The organism is Methyloterricola oryzae, assembly GCF_000934725.1.
GTDB classification, from domain to species: Bacteria; Pseudomonadota; Gammaproteobacteria; order Methylococcales; family Methylococcaceae; genus Methyloterricola; species Methyloterricola oryzae.
Genome location: NZ_JYNS01000013.1, coordinates 14,093 through 29,433, shown reverse-complemented (window position 1 = coordinate 29,433; position 15,341 = coordinate 14,093). Strand labels below are relative to the sequence as shown.

Genomic DNA, 15,341 nt, shown 5'->3' with positions numbered 1-15,341 from the left:
CACGAAGCCGTGACCCGAAGGGCCGGCTACCCGTTACAACCACCCGAAAAATTTCAGCCGGCGGTAAAGCCACAGGCATGCCACGGCAACGACGCAGAGCGTGACAGGATAGCTGTAGGTCCAATCCAGCTCGGGCATCACCTTGAAATTCATGCCATACAGGCTGAATACCATAGTGGGAATGGCCAGGATGGCCCCCCAACCCGCCAGGCGCTTCACGATCTCGTTCTGCCCGACGGTTATCAGTGCCAGATGCACCTGCATGGCGGTGGTCAGCATCTCGCGCATGCTGTCCAGGGCCTGGCTGATTCGCCTGACATGATCGTGCACGTCCCGGTAATAGAAGCGAATCTCCTTGGGCACGATCTTGCCATGGGAGCGCATGAGTTCGTTGCTGATATCCAGCAGCGGCGAAACCGCGTCGCGCAACTGCAGCATTTCGCGCTTCAGTTCATACAGGTCTTCCAGGATCGCCCGGTTTGGCCTCCGCATGAAAATGTCCTCCTCGACGCTTTCCAGGCGCTGGCGCAAGGCATCCGCCACCGGCATGTAATTGTCCACGATGAAGTCCATCACCGAATACAAGGCAAATCCCGGCCCATGCGCCAGGCTCTTGGGCATGCTCTCGCAGCGTTCGCGCACGCGGCTGTAACCGGGCGAGTTGGCGTGACGCACCGTCACCAGAAAATTCGGCCCGACAAACGCGTGCGATTCGCCTATCTGCACACAGTCATCGACGTATTCCGCAGTCCGGAATACCAGGAACAGGGTATCACCGTATTCTTCCAGCTTGGGCCGCTGATGGGCGGAACGGGTATCTTCCACCGCCAGTTCGTGCAGGGAAAATTCCTCCTGGATCTTCTGCAGCATGGCGGGGTCAGGCTCCCGCAACCCCAGCCAGACAAAGGTGTCAGGCCGTTTCAGCAGTTCGCTGATATCTTCCAGCCTGATCTCGGCCACCCGGCGCCCCGCCGTATAGGCGACGCATTTCATGATCATCGCCTCATGCTGCTCGGGCGGGAGAAAAGTCGCGCGTAGCGTGCTTACATTCATTCGATGTCCCTTTTTATGCTGAGCCGGGAGGGGCAGACCGCCCGATACCGGCTAAGCCCCGGATTTTCTCAGACCCTCGCCGAACTGCCTACCTTCGGCGTTCAAATCGAAGCGCGCGGCACTACCTCCGTGTGCGAATTCATGCGATGGTATTGAATCATGGCGGTGACAACCTATCTCGAGCGAGCATGCAGACCCGATCTTCCATGAGTCCCCGCGGCTTGCCCCGTGCCAACCTGCGGCCATCCCTGGTCGCCTGGGCGGCCCTGTGTCTCGCCGCCGCCGCAGCCGTCGCCAAGGCCGGCGACTATGGTCAGAAAGTCACAAAAGATGGCGTCACTCTGGCATTTCGGGCGGTACCGCTCCAGGATGCCGGCGTGAGAGCACTCCAAGCAGGAGCCGAAGCAAGGATTGAATTCCGGCTCGAAGATGCCGCCACAGGCAAGCCGCTCAGGGGACTCACCCTGGCCGGCTGGATGGATCAGGTCAAGCCGGGCGCCGAAGGGCTGGTCTGCAAGGACCGCATTCAATCCTACCTGCAAGGGGTCATGGCCTACCGGCCCGACATCAGCCTCAACGCCTGGTACATACTGACCCTCAACGACTCTCCCAACCTCACGGTGATCGATCCCTTGGGCGGCTATGGCGGCCAGAACACGCTGGCCATGCCGGGACTCCCGGCGCGCGCCGAGGACGCCGTGATCAGCGCCGACCGCAAGCAGGTCTTGATCAGTACGCCTGGGGCCAACCGCGTCACGGTGCTCGATACCGCCACCTGGAAAGTGGCAGGAAGCCTGGCCGCCGGCTCCGCCCCCCGGCAACTGGTCTGGCAACCGGACCGCCCCGTCCTCTGGGTCGCCAACGATACGGAAGACAAGAGCGGCGGCGTCACGGTGCTGGACCCCGCTGCCGGAAAAGTGCTCGCGCGCTATGCCACTGGCCCTGGCACACACCGGATCGCCTTCGATGATCGCGCACGCTACGCCGCCGTCACCGGTTCCGGGGATGGCACGGTCAGCCTGATCGATCTGCATAGGCAACGCGAGATCAAGCGGCTGCCAGCAGGCCAAAGCCCTGTCGACGTGGCCTACTCCCGACTCGCCAGCGCCTTTTTTGTGATCGATTCCGGTAACGGCGGCGTGTACGCGCTGGACCCGAGCAAGACGTCGATCCGGCGGGTCGCCGAACTGGAGCCGGGACTTCGCATGCTGCGCATCACCGCCGAGGGTCGCTGGGGCTTCATCCTCAACTACAAGCAAAGCCAAGGCTATGTCCTTGACGCATCGTCCCAGACGATTCGTCATCGCTTCGACACGCCGGCCCTCCCGTATCAAATCATTTTCTCGCAAACCATGGCGTTCATCCGGGGTGGCGGGTCCGAGCGATTCACGGCCATCCCGCTGGACCGGCTGGACCAGAACGGGGAACTCCCGCAAACCTCCATCGCCGGCGGCAGCGCCCCGCCAGCACAATCCCCGGACCTGCAGTCGCAGGCTGCCATGGCGGTGACGCCCGAAGGCAATTCCGTGCTCGTCAGCAACGCGAGCGACCGCAGCGTTTATTTTTTCAGCGAAGGCATGAACGCCCCGCAGGGCAATTTCGCGGTGAAGGGTGCCGCCCCGCGCGGTGTCGTCGTGCTGGACCGCAGCCTCCAGGAAGCTGCCCCGGGCGAGTACGCCGGCATCGTCACGCCGCCCGCCGCCGGCACCTATCAGGTCGCCGTGCTAGTACCCAAGCCCCGCACGTGGCACTGCTTCGAGGTGGCCGTGAGCGCTAACCCCGCACCCGAAGCTCCGCCGCCCAAACCGCGCCTGGAATTCGTCATGCATACACGTCAGATTCAATTGGGTGACACGATCCCCGTCCGGGTAAAGGCCACCGATGGCGTCACCGGCCGCGCGCTTACCGGAATTCGCGATCTGGAACTGTTGAGCTTTCAGCCGCCTGGGCTTGCCCAACATCGCACGCTACTGGCCGAGGCTGCGAACGGTATGTATGAAGCGCAACTGCGCCCTTCGACCCCCGGAAACTACCTACTGATGTTGCGCGCTCCATCCCTTAAGGTGGACTTCTCCGCACTCCCTCCCTGGTCACTGAAAGTTCTTCCAGGCACCAAGTGATCTCTCCTGATCAGCCCGGCTGATTGCGCGCAGCCTGCTTCTCCCTAAGCTATTCCCATGAATTTTTCTTATATGTCACATTATTGTGACATATGGCAAAAGCGTTCCAAACTCCGCCCGCACACGCGCTCCCGGCAATTCCTGGCATTATGGGCATTTCATAAACCCATGAACGTTAGGGAAAATGGGTCCCGGCGCTCCTGGCCGCCATCACAGTATTAGGTATATTGCTTAGCCTTCCCCCAACTCATCCCCGTTATCCCAGGCTTAACCGTATCATTTTTGTGACATAGTGTCCGGTCGTTTCCAATCGAAACTTCCTCTGCCGACACGAATTAACCAGGCCGGTCTCATCACCTAAGTAACCACCCTTATTGACTATTTCTCGACCACGCGAGCTGCATTTGCGGAAATTACCAACACCAAACTAAGACCACTCACCTGTAAAGTTTTCTTTACAGCACATCCTCGCTCCACCCACCCGAACAGCAAGCGTCGCCGATAAACGACAGAATCAACTCACAAAACGGGCCATGGCACGTTTTTGGATAGGCCGTGTGCATCCAAAAGCTTCTTCTGGCGCGCCCGCCGTCCCACGTGGCGAGGGGTAAGCCATTGTTTCGTGCGTGCTCCATTTTTGATGAAGAGGATACGTCCGTGATTGACCGAGTTCCTTGTGCTGCCACCCTCCTGGCCCTGCTGCTGAGCACTGCCGCAGCCCCCGCCACCGCCGCCGTCAGCTGCGCCCGGACCATCACCGCCAATGTTGTAGCGCTGGACCAGGTTTTCAGCTACAACCGCCTGGGTGCCTTCAACCCGGCCGGCATGATCTACGCACTCAAGCGTGACGTAGTCGACGATGCCGGGCTCCCATTGTCCGCCGGGGGCGCGGCGATTCCTGGCCATGTCCGCCTGCGCGCCGACAAAAGACCCCGCCCGCTGGTGCTGCGCGCCAACGTGGGGGACTGCCTGGAGATTCATTTCACCAACCTATTAGCGCCGTCCCCTCTGGACAACCAGCCCGCCACGCGCTCCGCCTCGGTCCACGTCATCGGCTTACCGCTGGTTGGCGGGATCGACTCGGACGGCTCCAACGTAGGCAAAAATAACAGCAGCCTGGTGACCCCCGGCCAGGCAGCCACCTACACGCTGTACGCGGAGAGAGAGGGCGGCTACCTCCTGTACAGCACCGCGGCCACCACAGGCGGCGAAGGCAACGGGGCCGGATTGGCTCTTGGACTGTTCGGCGCCGTCAACGTGGAACCCGCAGGTTCGGAGTGGTATCGCAGCCAGTTGAATGAGGAGGAGATGCGCCTGGCCTCCACGGGAAGCATGGGCGACGGACATCCCCAGATCAATTACGGGGCGCTTTATCCCGCCGGCAGTCCCTGGAGCCAGGAAGGAAAATCGGGGCTGCCCATCGTCAACATGCTGAGCGGCAGCGAGATCGTCCACTCCGACCTCAACGCCGTCATCACCGGACCAAACCGGGGCAATCTGATCTATGACTATCCGGCCAACCCGGTTTCAGAGCCAAACAAGACAGTTGCCCAGGCCCCAGGCGCGAAGGCCAGCCGCCCCCGGGAAGAGCCTTTCCGTGAATTCACGGTGATCTTCCACGATGAAATCAAGGCCATCCAGGCGTTCAACGCCCTGTACGAAGATCCGGTACTTTCCCACACCCTGCATAGTGTGCGCGACGGCTTCGCCATCAACTACGGCGTCGGCGGCGCGGGTTCGGAGGTCCTGGCCAACCGCCTGGGCGTCGGCCCCATGAAAGACTGCAACGAGTGCAAGTACGAGGAGTTCTTCCTGACATCCTGGGCCGTGGGAGATCCGGCCATGGTGGTGGATGTGCCCGCCAGCGAAGGGCTTTACGAGATGACTCCGGCACAGGCCAATGACCATTCCCCGAGCGGCTTCATCGCCTCTCATTCCGCGCTGTTCGGGGCCAAAGCTACCAAGGCTTTCTACCCGGACGATCCTTCCAACGTTCATCACAGCTATCTGGGCGATCACGTCAAGTTCCGCAATATTCATGCGGGGCCGAAGGAACACCACATTTTTCATCTGCATGCCCATCAATGGCTGTACACGCCGGACAGCGACGGCTCCGCTTACATGGACAGCCAGGCGGTGGGGCCAGGCAGCCACTACAACTATGAGATCACCTATAACGGCAGCGGCAACCGCAACCAGACCGTGGGCGACTCCATCTTCCACTGCCACTTCTACCCGCACTTCGCCCAGGGCATGTGGGCCCTGTGGCGGGTGCACGACACCTTCGAAGCAGGAACGCGGCTCGAAGTGAGTGGGGGCAGCTTCCACACGGCTCCTTACGAGCTAGCCGACGGCAAACCCGCCGCCCAGTCACGCGCCTTGCCGGACAACGAGATCAAGAGCGGAACTCCCATTCCCGCCCTGGTTCCGATCCCGACACTCGCCATGGCCCCCATGCCGGCGGTCGTGAGCATCGACCCGGCCACCGGCCAGATCAAGGAGAACGATCTGGCCGCGGCGGTCGCAGCGCACAAGAACCCGGGCTACCCCTTCTTCATTCCGGGCGTGGCGGGACACCGCCCGCCCCATCCGCCCCTGGATACCTTGTTCGACGGGGGGCTGCCGCGCCATGTGGTGCTGGGCGGCGAATCCCTCGCACCCCCACTTGGGCCCTTGGACATGAGCAAGGAGAGCGAGACGCTCCAAGTCGCATGGCTGCCTGAGGTAGGCACGGCTATCGAGGACGTGGCCATGGATTTCCACGAGCTGCGCGTGCACGACTCCTTCACCCCTGAGGGCAGCGCGCTGAAATTCGTGACCAACGGGCGCCCAAGGGCGCCAGGCGCTCCATACGCGGACCCCTGCGTGAACGACCAGGGCGCCGGCGTAGGCACGCCCAGAACCTACAAGGGCGCGCACATACAGTTGGACATGAAGTTGAACAAACTCGGCTGGCATTTCCCTCAGAGCCGCATGCTGTCCCTGTTCCAGGACGTCGCGGCCTTCGTCAACGGCACCAAGGCACCGGAGCCCCTGTTCTTCCGCGCTAACAGCGGCGACTGCATCACCTATCAGTTGGCCAACCTGCTGCCCAAGGAATACAAGCTGGACGACTTCCAGGTTCGCACCCCCACGGACATCACCGGGCAGCATATCCACCTGGTGAAGTTCGACGTGACTGCTTCGGATGGAGCAGGCAACGGCTGGAACTATGAGGACGCCGGGTTTGCCCCGCAGGAGGTGCGGGAGCGCATCAACGCCATCAACGCCTATAACGCCACGCACAATCCGGCGGCGACGCCGCTGTCTCCGACCACCAGCTCGGAGTTTAGTGGTCTGGCCGTCACCGATGCGGAGGGTCAACCCCTGGCCCTGGGAGCGCAGATTATCGCCCAGCGCTGGTACGCCGATTCCGTGGTGGGCAACTCGGGCTATGACCGCACCCTGCGCACGGTCTACACCCATGACCATTATGGCCCCTCCACCCATCAGCAAGCGGGCCTGTATGCCGGCCTGGTGATCGAGCCGACCGGCTCGACCTGGAAGGACTCGGAAACAGGCGTTACCCTCGGCAGCCGCGGCGACGGCGGGCCCACCAGTTGGCGGGCGGATATCCACACAAACCCTTCGAGCAACAGCTACCGCGAGTTTCTGCTGGAAATGTCCGACTTCCAGCCGGCCTACAAGGCCGGAGCTGGCGGCACTTGGCAGAATCCTGTTCCCGATCCGGTCAACGTGATCAATCCCCCCGCCAAGGAGGAAACCAATCCGCAGCTGCCTTTGCTGGTGGAGAAACTGGCGGAGTGCCCGGGCGGCGGCCAACCTCCCTGTCCGGAAGCCATCTCGGCGGCCGACACCGGCACATTCACCGTCAATTACCGCAACGAGCCCCTCGCCCTGCGCATCCTGCAGAATGCCAACTGCGGAATAACTGGCGCGACCACCACCAGTTGCGCCCAGGCCAGCGGCACGGCGGGCGATTTGTCCTTCGCCCTGCGCTCTGACGTAACCCGTCCCATCACGGCCCTGAATTCACAGCCTTCATTCTACCCGGCTCGCGCCGGGGCCTTGCCGGGAGACCCCTTCACGCCGCTGCTGCGCGCCTACAAGAACGACAAGATCCAGATCCGGACACTGGTCGGAGGCCAGGAGGAAGGCCATATCACCACGATTCACGGCATCAAGTGGCTGGACCAGCCCAACGACCCCAACTCCGGCTGGCGGAATGCCAAGATGAATGGCATTTCCGAGCACTTCGAGTTCCTGGGCTCCATCGTCCCTACCGAGACAGGGGTGACAGCCGCCCAGTTCCAGGATTATCTGTACACCGTCGATTCATCCACCGACGGCTTCTGGAATGGTGTCTGGGGCATCATGCGCGCCTACGACAAGGCTCAGACGGACCTTAAGCAGCTGCCCAACAACGCTGTGCCGGCCTCGGGCAGCTATCAGTCCAAGGTCACCAATGCGTCCAGCTTCAATGGCGTCTGTCCGGTGGGCGCCAACCTGCGGAGCTACATGGTTTACGCCCTCGCCGCCAACACCGCCCTGCCCCAGGTTACGGCACTGGGCGGACAGCGCAGCCTGGTCTACAACAACCGCGTCGGCAATTTTCCTGGACATCCCGGCCCGCTGCACGACCCCTATGCCCTGGTCCTCGCGCTGGAAGAAGACGTGGAGGTCGTGCAAGTCGGAAGCAGCTACCAGTATCGCCTGAAATCCAACGCGCCCATTGAGCCCCTGATCCTTCGGGCGGCGGCGGGAGACTGCGTCGAGGTCACGCTCCGCAACACCCTGCCGACGAGCCTGACGGACCCAGACGCCCACAATCTGGCGCCCATGATCGTGGAAGGCTTCAACTTGAATGAAGTCAATACCTCGGTCAATGTGGGCCTTCACCCGCAGCTGCTTGCCTTCGACGTAGGGCGCTACAACGGCGTGAATGTGGGCAAGAACCAGTATGCCACGCAGACCGCGGGCCCCAACCGGGCGTTCAAGTACCGCTGGTATGCCGGTCATCTTGCGGTCAACGGCAGCAATCAGCTGGTAGCAACCCCGGTCGAGTTCGGCGCCACCAATTTGATGCCAGCCGAGCCCATCAAGCACTCGCACAAGGGACTGATCGGCGCCCTTATCGTTGAACCGTATGGGTCGACCTGGGTGACCGACACCAGCACCCGCACGGCGGCCACCGTCACCAAACCCAACAACGCGGGAAGCTTCCGCGACCTGGTGGTCCTGATGCAGGACGATATCCAGCTGCGAGACGCCACCGGCTTCCCGATTCCCTCCCTGGTTTCCGACGATGCGGAGGACTCCGGCAACAAGGCGGTGAATTACCGCAGCGAACCCCTCTGGTTCCGCCGCGGCTATACCCCTGCCAGGGCTTTCGAGCTGAACAACGATGAAGAACTCAGCGACGTGCTGCATAACAGCATTACCGGCAACAACGATCCGCAAACACCGGTTTTCACAGCCATCCGAGGGCAGGAAGTGCGTTTCCGCGTCCTTCAGCCGGGAGGTCACCCGCGCAACCACGCATTCCAGGTCCATGGCCACGCCTGGTCCGAAGCACCTTATGTAGCTTCAGGCAGTGTCGGTTCGGCAGCCATTGGCACAAACCCGACCAGTGAATGGTACGGGGCTCAAGCCGGACATGGGCCCGCCAATCATTTCAACATGGTGCTTGGGCAAGCGGGCGGGCCTGAAGGGGCCGTCGGCGATTATCTGTTCCGCGATCAGGCGTCCTTCGGTTTCGACGCTGGCATCTGGGGCATCCTGCGCGTCAACCCATGAGTCCGGCATTGATGAGCCTTTAGGAGCATGAAACATGAGAATTCTGACATCGAGGTAATGCAGCCATGAGATACCTGACGACCTTGTTACTGGCGCTGCTATTTTCGACGCTCACTCAAGCCGAAGTCGTGCCGCCCCCGCCGGCCGCCGAACAGGAGGAAACCGTGACGCCAGCGGAAGCCGAACTGCCGGTGCCGAGCACCAACGCGCGCTTCCGCGCGGCGACCGTCAATCAATGGACCGGCGACTGCGTCACCCAAACCCGAGCGGTGGATGCAGCGCCACGGGCGCGCCCGCGGGATGTCTTTACCTGTTCCTGCGTGCTGGACGTGATCAATACATACCGTGATCGGGTGACCAACCGCATCATCACCGAGGCGGATTTCAATACGCTGCGCACCAGCGCCACCCCGCCCGCCACCCTGCGGGCCGTCGCCGCACGGGCACGCAGAACTGCCCGGCGGCAATGCCAGATCGGAGCGAACTTTCCCTGGGGCCGGCTATTCCGGACCTCCTTGCTGCAGTAAGGGGGGTTGCATGTGACCGGCGCCAGGGAAGGCTATTCCGAGACGGTATGCTCGTCACCGATTTTTTTACTTCTGGTTCAATGAAGGAGGTTTTATGAAAACTCAAAACCTGGGAATGGCCGCCTTGATAAGCGCAGCGGCATTGGCGCTCCCGGTTTCAGCCACAGCCGGCGGCGATGAGGCCGAGTACGAGGCCGAGGCGGACGCGCGGGTGTGCATCATCAGCATCGTTAAGACGGTGCAGAAAGAAGATGGGAGGGAATACAAGGAATACGTCGTCCCCTACGGTGATCCCCGATTCGATACGGAGTATCTCTCCTTGCAGGGGGATTTCGACGATGACTGGCTGCCTGGCGGTGATAACCAGCCGATTCAGTTCGCGAGCGGCAAAGCAAAGGCAAAAGCCAAGTCGCACGCGGCGGTCATCTCGGGAGGCCTCATCCAATGGCAAGACCTTAACGACCTTCCCCTGGGCGACGGCCAGAACCTGTTCTTTGGCAATTACGGCGCCTCGCTTGGCCTCGGGGGCCGATCATCCTACGCCTGGCGCTACCAGAAAGACGACTGGGACGATAATGACTGGCGCAAGGGCCGCCGCGGCGCCTGTGGTGGCGACGAAGTCATCAGGGTCAGCGCCAAAGCCGAGGGAGAAGTTGCCCTCAAGCGGAAATACGGGCCGGCCGAGTCTCTCAGCGATGCATTCGCCAAAGGATTTCTCTACATCGACAACAGTACGGGGCACACACTCACGTTTGTCGTGGCCATGGACTACCGCTACTGCGGCGAGATCGAACGCGCCTACGGCGCCAACGTCCACGCCAGCGCGTCCATCGGGGTCGAAGGCGTTCAGGGTTATTTCGGGCCCCTGTTCGATCCGCTCACGGCGGACACCAGCTACCGCCGCGAGTTCTGCCGCAAAGGGACGAAATACGCCAAAATCGACGTACCTGGCTCATTCTTCGAAGGCGACAACTACCAGGCCTTCCTCATCACCGTCAACGCGGCTGGCGGCGCGAACATGAGCTGGTAAATCGAGAACCGTGCCCATTCGCCAGGACCCCACCGTCGGACCTGGCGAGAACACGCTGCACCGCGCCTTGCATCTAGCGCACAGGCAGTTCGAGATCGCGGAATAGGCTATCCAGATCGCGTTTCTCGCGGAGGGCAAGAGCCTGTTCCACCAATTCACGGTTCAGGTGGGGCGCAAACAGTTGAATGAAATCGAAGATGAACCCGCGCACGAACATGTCCCGGCGCAAGCCGATCTTGGTGACACTGCGGCCAAACAGGTGACCGGCGTCCAAGGGCACCAGGTCGCGGTCGGCAACAGGGTCGTAGGCCATGCGCGCCACGATGCCCACCCCCAACCCCAGGCGCACGTAGGTCTTGATCACGTCCGCATCCACCGCCGTCAGGGCCACCTGGGGATGTATGCGCCGCTTTTCAAAAGCCTGGTCCAGTTGTGAGCGTCCCGTGAAACCGAACACGTACGTGATGATGGGATAGGCGGCCACATCCTCCAGACGAAGCTCCTTGGCCAGCGTCAGCGGGTGGCCCCGCGGCACCAGGACACAGCGGTTCCATTCATAGCAGGGCAGCATCACCAGGTTTTCGAACAACTCCATGCCTTCCGTGGCGATCGCCATGTCGACCAGGCCGCGGGAGGCCAGCTCCGCGATCTGCGTGGGGGTGCCCTGATGCATGTTCAGCTTGATGCCGGGATAGCGGCGCATGAATTCCTGCACGATGGCGGGCAGGGCGTAACGCGCCTGGGTGTGCGTCGTGGCGATGGACAGCGCGCCAATCTTGTCGTTCTTGTGCTCCTGCGCAATATGGCGAATATCCTGGACCTTGCCCAGAATCTCGCCGGCCAGCGCGATGATCTGCTTGCCAGCCTCGGTGACTTCGGTCAGGTGCTTGCCGTTGCGGGCGAAGATGCGCATTCCCAGCTCGTCCTCGAGCTGGCGGACCTGTTTACTGATGCCGGGCTGGGAGGTGAACAGGCTGTCCGCCGTGGCAGACACATTGAGCTCGTGCTGTGAGATCTCCCAGATGTAGCGAAGCTGCTGGAGTTTCATGTTGTTCCAATCGCGGACGCCGGGCCGGCACCGGCGCTTGCAAAGGAACCGCGGGAACCACCCGCGGTTGCTGTTTTGCCGCGCGTGGGCTATTTCTGCAGGTGCTGCAATTTGTCCGGCTTGCCCTTCCACTCGTCCGCGTCAGGCAGAGCATCCTTGACTTCGGTGATGCTCGGCCACGTTTTGGAAAGCTCGGCATTGAGCTGAATGAATTGCTCCATGCCTGCCGGCACTTCGTCCTCTGAGTAAATGGCGTTGGCCGGGCATTCCGGCTCACACAGGGTACAGTCGATGCACTCGTCGGGATCGATCACCAGGAAGTTCGGACCTTCGTGAAAGCAGTCGACCGGGCATACGTCCACACAGTCGGTGTATTTGCACTTGATGCAATTTTCGGTCACTACGAACGTCATCTCTTTGAATCCTGTTGGGTTTTGTTATCTGGAAGTGAAAAATGCCAAACGCCCACGAGTGATTGAGGCGTCCTTCCAGGAATAATCACCCGCCGGGAAACCGCGCTCGCGCTACTCCCGTGGTTCAGGGACACACCGCCTGAATCGGACACGAATGCGCCGACGCCCACCTCTCAGCGGAATTCTGCAGCGTCCGCCGAAGGCCGCTGTGCGGTACTCAATGAACCGCCTCAACGCTCAACCAGGTTCAAGCGCCATGGCACCAGGTGCGGTTTTGGTGGCGTGCATTTTACATGGACGGCGCTCAATTCCAAAATCCCTTAGAGGAATCAGGCGCTTCCCTGCGTGCCGGGGACAAGTCAACGGCGGCCGGCGGTCTTGCCCGGCATCAGCATATCCAGCGCTTCCAGAAACTGGTCGTTGGCGGTGTTGATCACCGGCTCCAACACCTCCTCGGTCAGCCCGGTGATTTCCCAGGCCATCGGATCGATGACCGGGAGACACTCCGGAATCTGGCGGCCGGGCTCGATGCGGTTGGCGACGAAATTGCCGATATGCAGCAGGGCCGCGTCCAGGCTGTGCTGACCGGCCCGAGCCGGCTCGTGGTGAAACGCCACCATCTCCCTGAGACCCGCGGGCAAGTTCCAGCTCTCCAACAGGGCCGCCCCCACGTCGCAGTGGGTAAAGCCGAACACCTCCTGCTCCGCCCGGTACATGCCGTCGTCGGTTTCCGCAGCCTGCATCAGCGCCTGCTTGGCCAACTCCGGTTGCATCTGGTACAGCAGGAGTTGCCCCACGTCGTGCACCACGCCCGCCACCAGCATGCGCTCGCCATGCAGGACACCCTTGAGCTTTGACAACTGCCGGGCGGCGAGGCCGCAGTACAGGCTGTGGTGCCAGAAACTGGTCAGATCTACCAGGCGGGTGGAAATATTCTTGAAGGCGCGCAGTATGACCGTGGAAAGAATGAGATCGCGCAACGCGCTATTGCCGAGCAGGGTTACCGCGTAGGAAATCCGGTCGATACGCCCCGAGGGGCTGTAAAAGGGGCTATTGGCCATGCGCAGCAGCCGCACGCTGAGCCCTGTGTCGGTTTCGATGACGCGGGCCAGGGTTGCGGCATCGCTGCTGGGATCGTCCAGCAGTTCCTGGGCCCGGTAATAGATTTCGGGCAAGGAGATCAGATCCTGAGCTTGCTTGATCAGCTTTTGGAGGTCCATATCCACGCGTTCCTCATGTAGGGTGGGAGAGTTCAATTGCGCGCCTCGAGACGGGTATGGGAGGCTAGCCAGTCCTTCCATTCTCCGAACAGCGCTGCGTCGCAGGCGGCCACTGCCGACCGGGGCTGCAGATCAGCCTGGAACAGTGGTTCGCCGGACAGTGTTTCGGCCAGACCGCCCGCTTCCTTGAGGATCAGCGCGCCGGCGGCGTAATCCCAAAGCTTCTGGCGCCCGTGCAGATAGATGTGGTAGCGGCTGGCGGCGAGCCAGCACCATTCCAGCGCCACCGAGCCGAAGTTGCGTTGCGAACTGTAGGGAGGACGCACGGCCAATTCCGCGCTCAACGCCCCCAGGCGCTTGAAATCCACCACGGCCAGCGCCCGCCGCAGTGCCAGACCGGCCGGCCGACAGCGCAGCCGCTTCCCGTTCAGCCAGGCTCCCTCTCCGCTTTGCGCCGTGAAGCATTCATCCCGCAAAGGGTCGTAAATCAGCCCTAGCGCCGGTTGGCGCTGGATCAGCAAAGCCAGGGAAACGCCGAAAAACGGCACGCCGGCCGCAAAGTTGCTGGTGCCGTCCAGAGGATCCAGACACCAAAGCCCCTGATCCCCGTCCTGAATCAGCTGGCGCTGTTCGTCCTCCGTCATCTCCTCGCCGAGCAAGCGGTGCCGCGGTTCCAGGGCACTGAGTTCCGCGCCGAGCCGCTGCTGCATGGCCAGATCGGCTTCGGTCACGATACTGCCATCGGTCTTGAAATGGCGTTCCGCGGTCTGAAAGCGGGGAAGCAATTCCTCGCGGGCTGCGGTTTTCACTAGGCGGGTTAGCGCGTCGAGCATCGGCAGGTAAACAGCCTGGACGGATGATGTTTTAGTGTAAGCCATATACCGCGAAGGCAGAAGCGCGCCGCCCCGAACCAGGGCCTCGTTTTCAGGCTGAAAACCGCCACTGCGGCCCGGCGAGGGCTAAAATGAGGGTTACACCGACCTGACACATGACCTTCTAGATGCAGACCCCATGATCCGCAATGCAGCCGTCGAAGACCTGGACGCGCTGGTGGCCATCGAGAACCGCTGTTTCGAGAGCGACCGCATTTCCCGCCGCAATTTTCGCTACCTGCTGACCAAGGCCAATGCCGCGACCTTCCTGGACGAAGTCCAAGGTACCGTGCGCGGTTATGCCATGCTCCTGTTTCATGCCGGCACCTCCCTGGCGCGCCTCTATTCCTATGCGGTCGACCCGCCGTTCCGGCGGCAAGGTCTGGGCGAGGAACTGGTGCGGGCCGCCGAACAGCTCGCGCTGGCACACGACTGCGTGAGCCTGCGGTTGGAGGTCAGACGGGACAACCAGGCCTCCCTCCGGCTGTTCGAGAAGTCCGGCTACCGCTACCTGGAGATGGTCCCTGACTACTACGAGGACCACGCCGACGCCCTGCGCTTCGAAAAGATGCTGGCGCCGCACCTGCAGCAGGAACTGGCGCGCGTTCCTTATTACCAGCAAACCCTGGATTTCACCTGCGGCCCTGCCACGCTGATGATGGCCATGAAAGCCTTGCGCCCGGAACTGGAGTTGGACCGCAAGCTGGAACTGCGCATCTGGCGCGAATCCACCACCGTGTTCATGACCTCCGGTCACGGCGGCTGCGGCCCCTACGGCCTGGCCCTGTCCGCCTTCAAGCGGAACTTCGATGTGGAAGTCTTCGTCAACGATGACGGCGCCCTGTTCATCAATTCGGTCCGCGACCCTGAGAAGCGCGTGGTCATCAGCCTGGTGCAGGAGGATTTCGTGGAAGAACTCAAGGGGCTGCCGGTCAAGCTTGTGTATGGGGCTCTCAACATCTCGGACCTGCAAGCCAAGATGGAGGAGGGCGGCATCCCACTGGTGCTGATCAGCTCCTACCGGATGTATCAGGAGAAATTTCCGCACTGGGTGGTAATTACCGGCTACGACGAGCGCTATGTCTACGTGCATGATCCCTATGTGGACAGCAGCGCCGGCAAGACCCTGACCGACTGCATCTGCCTGCCCATCCTCAAGCAGGATTTCCAGCGCATGGCCCGCTATGGCAAGACCGGCCAGAAGGCCGTCGTCATCATCCGCGCCAGACCGACCCCAAGCACATCCCGTCACTGAACCCGCT

Annotated in this window: 10 protein-coding genes; 5 read left to right on the top strand and 5 right to left on the bottom strand. The window is 61.8% G+C overall.

What is annotated here, in order from left to right; all coding sequences use genetic code 11:
- Positions 1-33 precede the first annotated feature (33 nt).
- Positions 34-1,053: a magnesium/cobalt transporter CorA gene (corA, locus tag EK23_RS15760; protein ID WP_200892174.1), complete on the bottom strand. Its 1,020-nt coding sequence runs from the start codon at positions 1,051-1,053 to the stop codon at positions 34-36.
- A 188-nt stretch (positions 1,054-1,241) separates the two neighbouring features.
- On the opposite strand from corA, the gene EK23_RS15755 reads away from it, so the two are divergent.
- From EK23_RS15755 to EK23_RS15740, 4 genes are all read left to right on the top strand, one after another.
- Positions 1,242-3,173, top strand: a complete 1,932-nt coding sequence (locus EK23_RS15755; RefSeq protein ID WP_045226355.1) for a hypothetical protein — start codon at positions 1,242-1,244, stop codon at positions 3,171-3,173.
- Positions 3,174-3,830: 657 nt separating this feature from the next.
- Complete coding sequence (locus EK23_RS15750; protein WP_052808245.1) at positions 3,831-8,969, top strand: cupredoxin domain-containing protein; 5,139 nt, start codon at positions 3,831-3,833, stop codon at positions 8,967-8,969.
- 65 nt (positions 8,970-9,034) lie between these two features.
- Positions 9,035-9,496 (top strand): hypothetical protein, encoded by a 462-nt coding sequence (locus tag EK23_RS15745; protein WP_045226354.1) that lies wholly within the window; start codon positions 9,035-9,037, stop codon positions 9,494-9,496.
- 94 nt (positions 9,497-9,590) lie between these two features.
- Positions 9,591-10,526 (top strand): hypothetical protein, encoded by a 936-nt coding sequence (locus EK23_RS15740; RefSeq protein ID WP_045226353.1) that lies wholly within the window; start codon positions 9,591-9,593, stop codon positions 10,524-10,526.
- Between the two features lie 73 nt (positions 10,527-10,599).
- Here the strand turns inward: EK23_RS15740 and cysB are convergent, their stop codons facing one another.
- The 4 genes from cysB to EK23_RS15720 all read right to left on the bottom strand — a co-directional run bounded on the left by cysB (position 10,600) and on the right by EK23_RS15720 (position 14,040).
- Entirely contained in the window at positions 10,600-11,574 is a 975-nt protein-coding gene (gene cysB, locus EK23_RS15735; RefSeq protein WP_045226352.1) for an HTH-type transcriptional regulator CysB, read from the bottom strand.
- An 89-nt stretch (positions 11,575-11,663) separates the two neighbouring features.
- Positions 11,664-11,987, bottom strand: a complete 324-nt coding sequence (fdxA, locus tag EK23_RS15730; protein ID WP_045226351.1) for a ferredoxin FdxA — start codon at positions 11,985-11,987, stop codon at positions 11,664-11,666.
- A gap of 359 nt (positions 11,988-12,346) precedes the next feature.
- On the bottom strand, positions 12,347-13,207 hold the full coding sequence (locus EK23_RS15725; protein ID WP_045226350.1) for an HDOD domain-containing protein: 861 nt from the start codon (positions 13,205-13,207) through the stop codon (positions 12,347-12,349).
- A 32-nt stretch (positions 13,208-13,239) separates the two neighbouring features.
- Positions 13,240-14,040, bottom strand: a complete 801-nt coding sequence (locus EK23_RS15720) for an inositol monophosphatase family protein (protein ID WP_045226349.1) — start codon at positions 14,038-14,040, stop codon at positions 13,240-13,242.
- Between the two features lie 178 nt (positions 14,041-14,218).
- Here EK23_RS15720 and EK23_RS15715 point away from each other — a divergent pair, with 178 nt between their 5' ends.
- Complete coding sequence (locus tag EK23_RS15715; RefSeq protein ID WP_045226348.1) at positions 14,219-15,334, top strand: GNAT family N-acetyltransferase/peptidase C39 family protein; 1,116 nt, start codon at positions 14,219-14,221, stop codon at positions 15,332-15,334.
- The last annotated feature ends 7 nt before the right edge of the window (positions 15,335-15,341 follow it).